Consider the following 11,681-nt stretch of genomic DNA (forward strand, 5'->3'; position numbering starts at 1 on the left):
TTAGCTGATGTGATGCATTGAGTGTGTTAGCATTTAAATATAAGAAATGCGTGCATTATGCCTCTAAGGCTCAGGACTTAATTTATGAAAAGCCAACAAAACGATCCAATTTATTCTCAAATATCGCAAGTTAAAGATGCGGTAGCAGAAGTACTCGAACATGCTAAAAAATTAGGCGCTACAGCTGCAGAAGCTGCGATGTCTAGCACGTCTGGTTTATCGGTTAGTACACGAATGGGTGAAGTAGAAACCATTGAGTTCAACCAAGACGGCGGCTTAGGCATTAGTGTATATGTTGGTAATAATAAAGGCTCGGCGTCAACGGCTGATTTAAATCCAAAAACATTGCGCACGGTAGTCGAAAAAGCGATTGATATAGCCAAATTTACATCTGATGACCCATTTAACGGCGTTGCTGATAAAGAGTTACTTGAATTTAATCCTAAAGATTTAGATTTATATCATCCTTGGGATGTAAGTCCTGAGGAAGGCATTGAGCTTTGTCATGCTGCTGAGCAAGCTGCATTAAATGCAGACGAGCGCATTGTTAACTCTGATGGTGCGAGTTTTTCATCGCATCAGGGATTACGTGTTTATGGTAACAGCCACGGTTTAATTGCAGGTTTTCCGCGCACTCGTCATAGTATTAGTACTATGGTAATAGGTAAAGATGGCGAACACATGCAGCGCGACTCTGCTTATACAGTTGCTCGCGATCAGGCTGGTTTAAATGATGCTGCGGCAGTGGGTCTTGAAGCGGCAGCTGAAACCTTAGCTAAATTAAACAGCCAAAAGTTAGGCACAATGAAAGTGCCTGTTATTTTTAGAGCAGATATTGCAAATTCATTGTTTGGTCACTTGGTGTCGGCAATTGGTGGTGGCGCGCTTTATCGTAAATCAAGTTTTTTACTTGATAGCTTAGGCACTCAGGTATTTAGTAATTGTGTGAATATTGCTGAGCGCCCACATATTTTAAAAGGGTTGGCATCGTCACCGTTTGATAGCGAAGGTGTTAAAACATTCGATAGAGAAATAATTCAAGGCGGCGAGTTACAAACTTATTTATTAGCAAGTTATGCTGCGCGTAAAATGAACATGATGCCAACAGGACATGCTGGCGGTATACATAACTGGCTCGTTGAGCAAACTCATAACGATTTAACAGCACTATTAAAAACCATGGGTACTGGCTTATTAGTTACAGAGCTAATGGGGCAGGGCGTAAATACCGTAACGGGTGACTACTCTCGTGGTGCTGCTGGTTTTTGGGTTGAAAATGGTGAAATTCAATATCCGGTAAGCGAAATTACCATTGCTGGTAATTTAAAAGACATGTTTAAAGGTATTTCCGCCATTGGTGGTGATATAGAAAGCCGTGGTGGTATTCAAACAGGCTCAGTACTAATAGAGCAAATGCAAATAGCCGGCGCGTAGTATTAATACGCAGTGTATACTTAGACTCAGAGTATTATCTCTGGGTCTAAGTGAGTTTTTACGAGGTGTAAAATGGCTAAAGATAGATATGCACCAAAACCGCTAACCGATATTATGGCGGGGTTAAATAATCGTTTATCGGCTTATGCAGGCAAAAGCCAAGCACTTGATACACAGCAAACACTACTTAAAGATTTTTTAGGTCCTAAATTGGGTGATAAATGCCGAGTCAGTAATTACCGAGACGGTACGCTAATGATAGAAGCCGTGTCTGCACCTATCGCGCTTAGGCTTAATTATTTAAAAATGGATATGCTTTCACATTTTAGAGCTGCCGGAATGGCAGAACTCGGGCAAATAAAAATAACTGCAAATCCTCAAGCAACTCAAAGATTAAGTACAGCGAATAAGTCGGGCAGTCCTGCAGTTACCAACTCACGTAAAATGAGTGAGCAAACAGCGGATTACTTAAACGCGATAGCATCTTCTGCACCCCTTCTTTAAAAGAAAAACTAGAGCGTTTAGCGCTTCACGGAAAAAATAAAAGCAAGCCTTAACTACCCACCATCTTGTTATTGGTGGGGCTAATTTTGCAGCTCACCGCATTCAAAATACTTTGTTACATATTCCATTTTATTGTTGGCTTAATGAGGTTTATGATACTGCGTGGTGTGCTTTATTATTTAAAGCTCCCTTGATACCCATTCCATTAAGTAAAAGCGTACAGGCAGTGCTATTTTTACTCCTGCTATATTCAAGAATTTAATGGAGTTGGTATGTGATACCAACCTGCATAAACCTTTGATCAATTTAACGAATTAAATTGCACTATAACGTCGTTAAAAATTTTTTATTTAGAACAACTAGATACAAAAACTTTTGCCTAGTTCTAGCGTAATTTTCTTAACGTTAAATAGACCCCATACATAAGCAGATTGGTATGATTTAATTCTAACTAACAAACGGAATCATTATGAATAAAGTAACAATGGCCGCTGCGAGCATAGCGCTTGCACTTGGTCTAGTAGGTTGTGGTGAAAAACAACAAGAAACTAAAGTAACCGATACTCCTGTAGTAACAGCACCCGCTGAAAAGCCACTAGAGCTTGGTATTGAACTAGCGAATATGGATAGTTCAGTACGCGCACAAGACGATTTTTATTATCATGTAAATGGACAGTGGTTAGCAAAAACTGAAATACCAGGTGATAAGTCTAACTACGGTTCTTTTTCGCAGCTATATGATGAGTCACAAAAAGCGATGAAAATTGCCCTTGAAAACGCAGCCGCGAATAAGGCCGCTAAAAAAGGCAGCGATGAGTATAAAATTGGCGCATTTTATAAAAGCTACATGAATCAATCTGCGCGTAATGAGCTAGGTATTACGCCATTACAACCTTCATTAGATACAATTGATAGCGTTAAATCTAAAGCTGATTTAGTGGGTTTAATGGCTAAAATTCAAAAACAAGGCGGTACTTTACCGTTTGGTTGGTTTGTAAATAACGATGCTAAAAACTCAAGCGAGTATGCATTGTATTTATCTCAGTCGGGTCTTGGTTTACCAGATCGTGACTATTACTTAAAAGATGACGAAAAATTCACTAAAATTCGCGCTTCTTACGAGCAATACATCACTGATGTTTTAGCTAAGTCAGGCGTTAAAAATGCAGCAGAAGCTGCTAAGAGCGTACTTGCATTTGAAAAAACACTAGCTGATGCTCAGTGGAGCCGTGTGCAAAGCCGTGATGCAACTAAATCTTATAACAAGATGACAGTAGCAGATGCTAGTAAGTTGATGGGTGACCTAGATTTAGCTGCATTCTTTAAAGATGCGGGCGTGAGTACAAGTGATATTATTGTACGTCAACCAAGCTATTTAGAAGCACTTGCTACTATTTACAAAGACACTGATTTAGCAACGTGGAAAAACTACTTAAAATTTCATTTTGTAAGTGGTTATGCAGAGCTACTTAGCGAAGATTTAGTTAACCTTAACTTTGACTTTTACAGCACAACACTTCGTGGCGTAAAAGAACAAGCACCTCTTTGGAAGCAAGCGGTTGATGCATCTAACAGTGTACTTGGTGAAATTTTAGGTAAGGTATACGTTAAAGATAACTTCCCGCCAGAAGCTAAAGCACGAATGGAAGAATTAGTTGATAACGTAATTAAAGGTTATGGCGTTGCTATTGAAAATCTTGAGTGGATGAGCCCTGAAACAAAGCTTGCAGCGAAAGAAAAATTAGACAAATTTACGCCTAAGATTGGTTACCCAGACACGTGGAAAGATTACTCAGAGCTAGAGATTAACTCAGACGAGCTAGTAGGCAATTACATCCGTTATAGCGAATGGGCATACGCAGATATGATTGCTAAATTGGGTAAACCAGTTGATCGCTCTGAGTGGCACATGACTCCGCAAACAGTCAATGCGTATTACAACCCAGTAAACAATGAAATTGTATTTCCAGCCGCTATTTTACAACCGCCATTCTTTAATTTAGAAGCGGATGATGCTGTAAACTACGGCGCAATTGGCGCGGTAATTGGGCATGAGCTTGGTCATGGTTTTGACGACCAAGGTGCTAAATACGACGGTGACGGTAACTTACGTAACTGGTGGAGTGAGACTGACCTTAAGCAATTTGAAGAGCGTACAGCGGCTTTAGTTGCACAGTATAACGAATATAAACCATTTGAAGATGCAAGTGTTAATGGTGAGCTAACGCTTGGCGAAAACATTGGTGACTTAGGTGGGTTAACCGTTGCGCATAAAGCGTATATGCTCTCTTTAGGTGATAAAAAAGCACCCGTGATAGATGGTTACACAGGCGATCAACGTTTCTTTATGGGTTGGTCACAAATCTGGCGTCGTAACTACCGCGATGAAGAGTTACGTAATCGTTTATTAACAGACCCTCATTCACCAAGCCACTACCGTGTAATCGGTATCTTGTCGAACATGCCTGAGTTTTACGAAGCGTTTGACGTAAAAGAAGGTGATAAAATGTATATCAAACCAGAAGATCGCGTAAAAATCTGGTAATTGCATTGCTATAAATAACAAAAAACCAGTAAGTTTTTAGCTTACTGGTTTTTTTGTATCTTGAATTTGTTCATCGACTAAGCACGCGTGCATCCATTCTTCGTTACTCAGTATGTTTTTATAAAGCGCGAGTTGGTTTTGTGCTCGCTCTAAATTATGCTCTGCATGAGATACTTTAAAGTACACATCGTTATTTAAGTAATCAGTTAAAAAGCGCACACTCAACATAAGCGGCATTATTTTAGCGCCTAATAATAAGCTTTCTTGCTCTAGTATACTCATGCTGCTTTTTAATGGCGTTACATAGCCTTTAACAATGGCTGAAAATATACCTTTTCGAATAACAACGTTGTGTAAGTTTGTTGAATCCTCGGCTTCGGGGGAGCAAAATGTACGTACCATGTCACCAAAGTCATAAAGCCAAAATCCTGCCATGCAGGTGTCTAAATCAATAACTGCTTTTGCATTGTGAGTTGTATTACAAAACAGCATATTATTTATTTTTGTATCGTTATGACACACTCTAAGCGGTATTTGCTTAGCTACCTGACTAAGCTCAGTAATTAAATGCGGCTGCGTTAAGCAATATTCTATTTCGTCAGCGCAGTGCTTTACTCTATTTACAGAGTTATTTGTGATTGCGGTATTTAATTGCTCAAAGCGCATCGCTAAGTTATGAAAATCAGGGATTACAGTGTGTAGCTGTTGCGCATTAAAATCTTGTAATGCATGAGCAAATACGCCAAAGGCGTAAGCCGCTTGCTCGCTCTGCTGGGTATTTTTAACAACGTCTTCGCTGTAGCTACCGCTAATATAGTTAAGGACGCGATAATACGCATTATCAATTTTTATTAAGTGTTCGTCGTTTTGTGTAGTTATATGTTTGATTATTTCAAGAGGGTAATTATTTTGCAGTTGTTTAGCATTTAAATGCTGCTCAATCAGTTTTGCATTATTCACTAACTGAGCAGGGTTTTTAAATACCTCGGTATTAAGTTTTTGCACAATAAATTGTTTATCAATACTTGTAAGTAGCCATGTACTATTTATATGACCGCTACCAATCGCACTAACTTGAGTTAGCTCAGGGGGCAGTGTTAACAGTTCGCTTAGCTTATTTTGTATTGAGATATTCATTGTGCTCACCTATGCCCTTTTTTTATGCGTATCGGGCAACTATTTTTTCGATAATTTCAGCATTCGCTTCAGGGAAATCATAATTTTCTAATTCACTAATTGCTACCCATTCGCTAGGTTGCCCTTCAGCGCCATGTGCCTCACCGCTAAAGTTACTTACTACGTGCACATCTAATTTAACGCATTTATCGCCGTAGTCATGTTCAATCACCATCAATTGGCTAGAGCTGTGAATGGTTAGTCCAACTTCTTCAATAAGCTCGCGTTTAAGTGCAACAAACACACTTTCTCCAGCTTCGACTTTACCACCAGGAAATTCCCATAAACCGCCTTGATGTTGTTCATCTGCACGTTTACAAATGAATATAGCGTTATTTTTCTTAATAACACCAACAGCTACATGTACAATTTCTATAGTCATTACTTTAAAACTCCATAAAAAAAGCGACGCTAGCGCCGCTTTTTAATAAGCTACTGACAATATTGGGTTATTTTAATTTACCGCAACACTGTTTGAATTTTTGACCTGATTTACAAGGACAAGGGTCATTACGACCTACTTTTGGTTCTGTACGAGCCATTACTGTCGCTGTTTCTGGCGCTTCGCCACCTACGTGCTCAGCTTCTTCATGTTGGTATTCGCGAGGAGCATTTTCACTTTTACGGTGTTGCTCTTCTACTTTTTCAACATCTTCTTCTGCGCGTACTTGTACTTTACTTAGAATGCTTACAACATCTACTTTCAAGTTTTCAAGCATTTCGGAGAACAGCTCAAACGATTCACGCTTGTACTCTTGCTTAGGATTCTTTTGCGCGTAACCACGTAAATGAATACCTTGGCGTAAATGATCCATAGCAGCCAGGTGATCTTTCCAATGCTGATCAAGGCTCTGTAGCATAATCGCTTTTTCGAATTGACGTAAAACAGAATCGCCAACTTGCTCTTCTTTTTGCTTGTATGACTGCTCAACCGCCTGCTCAATACGCTCACGAAGCTTTTCTTCGTATAGCTTATTGTCATCTGCTAACCACTGAGTAATAGGTAACTCAATTAAGAAGTCTTGTTTTAAACGCTCTTCAAGGCCAGGAATATCCCACATTTCAGCAAGGCTTTGCGGTGCAATGTACTGATCAATTGTATTGCTAAGTACGTCACCACGAATTGCAGTAATAGTTTCTGAAATATCGCCTTCTTCAAGTAGTTCGTTACGCTGAGAGTAAACAACACGACGTTGATCGTTTGCTACATCATCGTACTCAAGTAGTTGCTTACGTACATCAAAGTTACGTGCTTCTACTTTACGCTGTGCATTTTCAATCGCACGGTTAACCCATGGATGTTCAATTGCTTCACCGCGTTGCATGCCTAATTTACGCATCATGTTAGTCATACGCTCACCGGCAAATATACGCATTAGCGCATCGTCCATCGATAAGTAAAAACGGCTTGAACCAGCATCACCTTGGCGACCAGAACGACCACGTAATTGGTTATCTATACGACGAGATTCGTGACGTTCAGTACCAATGATATGTAAACCACCAGCATCAATTACTGCATCATGGCGAATTTTCCAAGCGGCTTTAATTTCAGCTATTTGTTCATCAGTCGGGTTTTCAAGTTTTTCAACTTCACTGTTCCAGTTACCACCTAACACGATATCGGTACCACGACCGGCCATGTTTGTTGCAATTGTTACTGTACCTGGTAGGCCAGCGTCTGAAACGATATCTGCTTCTTGCGCATGAAATTTAGCATTAAGTACGTTGTGCTTAATTTTTTCTTTGCGTAAAAACTGCGATAGATACTCAGAGCTTTCAATTGAAATAGTACCAACTAGCACAGGTTGTCCGCGCTCTTGACAATCTTTAATATCAATTAAAATAGCTTCGTACTTTTCTTCTTGCGTTAGGTAAACTAAATCGGCGCGATCGTCACGAACCATCGGCTTATTCGTTGGCATAACAACGGTATCAAGGCCGTAGATTGACTGAAATTCAAATGCTTCAGTATCGGCAGTACCTGTCATACCTGCTAATGTTTCGTATAAACGGAAGTAGTTTTGGAACGTAATAGAGGCAAGCGTTTGGTTTTCATTTTGAATTTTCACACCTTCTTTAGCTTCAACAGCTTGGTGTAAACCTTCTGACCAACGTCGACCTTCCATTGAACGACCCGTATGCTCATCGATAATGATTACTTCGTTTTCTTTTACAACGTAATCAACATCTTTTTGGTATAGCTTATGAGCACGAAGGGCGGCATAAACATGGCTTAGTAGCGTAATGCTTGCTGCTGAATAAAGCGAATCGCCTTCTTCAATTAAGCCGCGCTCAGTAAGTAGCTCTTCTACTTTAATTTGACCGCGTTCTGTTAAATGAACTTGCTTAGACTTTTCATCAATCGTGTAATCGCCGTCGCCTTCAATACCTTCTTCGTCTTCTTTTTCTTGAAGTTCAAGTAAAGGCACGATGGTATTTATTTCAGTGTATAGCTCAGAGCTATCCTCAGCTGGGCCTGAAATAATAAGGGGGTACGTGCTTCATCAATTAAGATTGAATCCACTTCATCGACTACAGCATAGAATAATGGACGTTGAACTCGTTCATCAATGCTAAAAGCCATGTTGTCACGAAGATAGTCAAAACCAAATTCGTTATTTGTACCGTAAGTAATATCAGCAGTGTACGCTAACTTTTTCTGCTGTGGCATCATACCAGGTACGTTACAGCCTACAGTAAGGCCTAAAAATTCAAACAACGCACGGTTTGTTTCGGCATCACGCTTAGCAAGATAGTCATTCACGGTAATTACGTGAACGCCTTTACCGGTTAAACCATTTAAATAAGCAGGTAAAGTCGCTGTAAGTGTTTTACCTTCACCAGTACGCATTTCTGCGATGCGGCCTTCATGTAAAACCATGCCGCCTAATAGCTGTACGTCAAAATGGCGCATGCCATTAACGCGTTTTGACGCTTCACGCACCACGCCAAAGGCTTCAGGTAAAATATCGTCTAGACTTTGCCCGTTATCGTAACGTTCTCTAAACTCGGCTGTTTTAGCTTTTAAATCTTCATCAGAAAGCGCTTCAAGTTGCGTTTCTAGCGCATTAATTAGCGCGACCGTCTTTCTAAAGTTTTTAATAGTGCGGTCATTGCGACTACCAAAAAGCTTGGTAAATAAATTAGATATCATGATAAAACCGTTACAATGTATTCTTTGTCAGCCGATTATCGGCTAACCCATTTTTAATAATTGGTAATTAATATATGCTTTCAAGTAACACTTAGAACATATTAATTAGCAATTTTGTATTAAACCGCTAAAAAGCACTGTTTATTACGTGCGCTACTATACCAGACTCTGCCAAACAACAAACTATCTCAATAAAAAGATCTGTATATAAAATCGAAAAATTTGATCTGGTTCGTAAAAATAACTTTGTATTACCCAATTACAGTAAAAATAGTAGCGAACTGTAAAGATATGGTGCTAAATAAATTAAAAACAAGGGGGCATTCATGCTTAAATTTAACGCATGGATATGAATTCTAAACGCGCTATTTTTGCACCTAATCTATTTAATTAACCAACAACAATACTTCAAAAATGATTGATTTTTTTGTAAAATAATTTTTTACATCAGTGCACATACGCTTTTGATTTAGTAGAGTGGTTATAATCATATCTAGTTTTAATTTGAATTAAAGTTAGGTTTTTACACTTGTTTTCCTTATAAAATAAAGGCTTAGGTGAAAATGAAAAATAAAAGCAATAAATTGGTAGTATTAGGTGCAGGTTGGTTAGGACATGCTTTATGCGTAAGTGCGCAAAAAGCTGATTGGCAAGTACAAGGAACGCATAGAACAGATATACACGAGTTTGATTTTGAGCGTCAGTTTGCACTTGAAGATGGACAACTAACACATCAAATTGATTTACAAGATGCTTATTGGGTATGTGCTATTCCACCACGTAGCAGGCACAGTAAAAGTAATTATCCTGAAATACTCACCGCAGCGCTTAAGCTTTCAAAGGAGTTAAACGCAAAGGGCTTTTTATTGTGCTCATCAACCGGGGTATACGATCAAGAGCCTGGTGTGTATAGCGAAAGTAGCGATATTTCATGCACAAACGAGCGCCAAATAAAGCTCTATGAGGCAGAAGAGCAAGTACTTGAGCAAGATGGCAAAGTGCTGCGTTTAGCTGGATTACTTGGGCCTAATAGAGAGCCGGGGCGTTTTGTGGCAGGCAAAGAGCTCAATACATCAAGTGAGCAAGTAGTAAATATGGTGCATCAACAAGATGTCATTAATGCTATTTTTGCGGTGATAGAGCACTGGCAAGTAGGGCAAAATATTTATAATGTGGTTAATCCTGCGCACCCCACAAAAGCTGAATATTACGCGATGAAGTGTCAGCAACATGGTGGTGAAATGCCAACGTTTACAGGAACTTATTCGGCTGAGCGCAAAGTGTTAGGCTCAGCCATTGAAGCCTTAGGGTTTAGCTATCAGCACGGTATTTAATATGCTGAAGGCAGGGGACTGCTCTCTATGAAGTCGCATAGCTTACCTTCACTTAGTAATGTATTAGCAGCTTCGATATCGGGAGCAAAGTAGCGGTCTTTATCATAATAACTCACATGTTCGCGTAACAACGCTTTAGCGCTTTGCACTTTATCTGATGGTTCAAGCGGCTTTCTAAATTCTAGCCCTTGAACCGATGCTAACCATTCTATTGCCAAAACACCTTGGGTATTATTGGCCATTTCATCTAAGCGCCTTGCTGCAAAGGTTGCCATAGAAACATGATCTTCTTGATTTGCAGATGTAGGCAAGCTATCGACCGAAGCCGGATGCGCTAATGATTTGTTTTCTGATGCAAGCGCTGCTGCGGTAACTTGGGCAATCATAAATCCTGAATTTACACCGCCGTTTTCAACTAAAAATGGCGGTAATTTGGATAGGTTTGAATCGATAAGTAATGCAATTCGCCTTTCTGCTAATGCGCCAATTTCGGCAATTGCGATAGCTAAGTTATCGGCGGCCATTGCAACGGGCTCTGCATGAAAGTTACCTCCCGATATTATGTCGCCTACATCGGCAAAAACTAGCGGATTGTCGGTTACACCGTTCGACTCGCATAGCAACACTTCTGCAGCTTGGCGTATCTGAGTTAGGCAAGCACCTAGCACTTGAGGTTGGCAGCGAAGGCAGTATGGATCTTGTACTTTTTCACAATTGACGTGGGAATCACTAATTTGAGAGTGCGTATCGAGTAGCTCTCTAAATACTTGAGCGGTGTCTATTTGTCCGCGCTGACCGCGAATTTCATGAATACGTGCATCAAATGGCGCGCGACTGCCCATTGCAGCTTCTATACTTATCGAGCCGATAACGCAGCTTTGTGCATATAAATTCTCGCTTCTAAATAGGCCTTGTAGTGCAAACGCAGTCGACGCCTGTGTGCCATTTAATAATGCTAAGCCTTCTTTGGCTGCAAGTGTAAGGGGTTCAAGTCCCGCTATTTTTAACCCTTGTGCTGCGCTAATTATTTCTCCTTTATGTCGCATTTGACCTTCAGCTAATAAAGGTAGGCACATATGCGCAAGAGGGGCTAAATCTCCCGATGCCCCCACGGATCCTTTTTTAGGCACGCATGGATATACTTCGCTACTAAGCAGCTGCATAAAAATTGGATTACTTGCAGGCGAATACCCGAGTAGCCGCGCGAAAGCGAATTTACTTTTAAGATGATCATTAACCTTACTGTACTGTCATCCATGTATTCGCCAATACCTGCAGCGTGTGAAAGTACAATGGAACGCTGTAATAATTCAAGTTCGTCGTCGGCAATTTTGGTATTGGCTAATAATCCAAAGCCGGTGTTAATTCCGTATACAGTGCGGTGTTCATTAATAACGTTTTGAACGGTTTGCGCGCTTGCTGCTATTTGCGACTCGGCATGTTTTGCAAGGCTTAACTTTACCGCTGAATTATTAATTTTTCTTAGTGTGTTTAAATCAAGTGATCCGGGTGTGAGAGTAAGTTCGAACAT

The 11,681-nt window shown here is 40.1% G+C and carries 5 protein-coding genes and 3 pseudogenes; 4 read left to right on the forward strand and 4 right to left on the reverse strand.

All coding sequences use genetic code 11. The features are described 5' to 3' along the window. Window positions 1-84 precede the first annotated feature (84 nt). The 3 genes and pseudogenes from pmbA to P4S71_RS11030 all read left to right on the forward strand — a co-directional run bounded on the left by pmbA (window position 85) and on the right by P4S71_RS11030 (window position 4,483). Window positions 85-1,434: a metalloprotease PmbA gene (pmbA, locus tag P4S71_RS11020; protein WP_337150659.1), complete on the forward strand. Its 1,350-nt coding sequence runs from the start codon at window positions 85-87 to the stop codon at window positions 1,432-1,434. Window positions 1,435-1,506: 72 nt separating this feature from the next. Then, window positions 1,507-1,991: pseudogene (locus P4S71_RS11025) on the forward strand (DciA family protein). Window positions 1,992-2,407: 416 nt separating this feature from the next. Beyond that, the gene (locus P4S71_RS11030) at window positions 2,408-4,483 is read left to right on the forward strand and encodes a M13 family metallopeptidase (protein WP_337150660.1); all 2,076 of its coding nucleotides are present in this window, start codon (window positions 2,408-2,410) and stop codon (window positions 4,481-4,483) included. Window positions 4,484-4,519: 36 nt separating this feature from the next. On the opposite strand, the gene P4S71_RS11035 is transcribed toward P4S71_RS11030, so the two are convergent. From P4S71_RS11035 to secA, 3 genes and pseudogenes are all read right to left on the reverse strand, one after another. After that, window positions 4,520-5,620, reverse strand: a complete 1,101-nt coding sequence (locus P4S71_RS11035) for a phosphotransferase enzyme family protein (protein ID WP_337150661.1) — start codon at window positions 5,618-5,620, stop codon at window positions 4,520-4,522. A 22-nt stretch (window positions 5,621-5,642) separates the two neighbouring features. Then, a complete protein-coding gene (gene mutT / locus P4S71_RS11040) occupies window positions 5,643-6,041 on the reverse strand; it encodes an 8-oxo-dGTP diphosphatase MutT (RefSeq protein ID WP_007582062.1) in 399 nt (132 codons plus the stop codon). Window positions 6,042-6,108: 67 nt separating this feature from the next. After that, window positions 6,109-8,816, reverse strand: a pseudogene (gene secA, locus P4S71_RS11045) (preprotein translocase subunit SecA). Between the two features lie 563 nt (window positions 8,817-9,379). On the opposite strand from secA, the gene P4S71_RS11050 reads away from it, so the two are divergent. Beyond that, window positions 9,380-10,150, forward strand: coding sequence for an NADP-binding protein (locus tag P4S71_RS11050; protein ID WP_337150662.1), 771 nt, complete (start codon window positions 9,380-9,382; stop codon window positions 10,148-10,150). Here the strand turns inward: P4S71_RS11050 and hutH are convergent. Further along, window positions 10,147-11,681: pseudogene (hutH, locus tag P4S71_RS11055) on the reverse strand (histidine ammonia-lyase). The gene P4S71_RS11050 and the pseudogene hutH sit on opposite strands and share 4 nt — an antisense overlap.

It is taken from the genome of Pseudoalteromonas sp. B62, assembly GCF_037162565.1.
In the GTDB taxonomy this organism is placed as follows: domain Bacteria; phylum Pseudomonadota; class Gammaproteobacteria; order Enterobacterales; family Alteromonadaceae; genus Pseudoalteromonas; species Pseudoalteromonas fuliginea.

Excerpts from the sequence above, each read along its gene's own strand:
- pmbA (WP_337150659.1), top strand. The coding sequence starts at position 85 with ATGAAAAGCCAACAAAACGATCCAATTTATTCTCAAATATCGCAAGTT.
- P4S71_RS11030 (WP_337150660.1), top strand. The coding sequence starts at position 2,408 with ATGAATAAAGTAACAATGGCCGCTGCGAGCATAGCGCTTGCACTTGGT.
- P4S71_RS11035 (WP_337150661.1), bottom strand. The coding sequence starts at position 5,620 with ATGAATATCTCAATACAAAATAAGCTAAGCGAACTGTTAACACTGCCC.
- mutT (WP_007582062.1), bottom strand. The coding sequence starts at position 6,041 with ATGACTATAGAAATTGTACATGTAGCTGTTGGTGTTATTAAGAAAAAT.
- P4S71_RS11050 (WP_337150662.1), top strand. The coding sequence starts at position 9,380 with ATGAAAAATAAAAGCAATAAATTGGTAGTATTAGGTGCAGGTTGGTTA.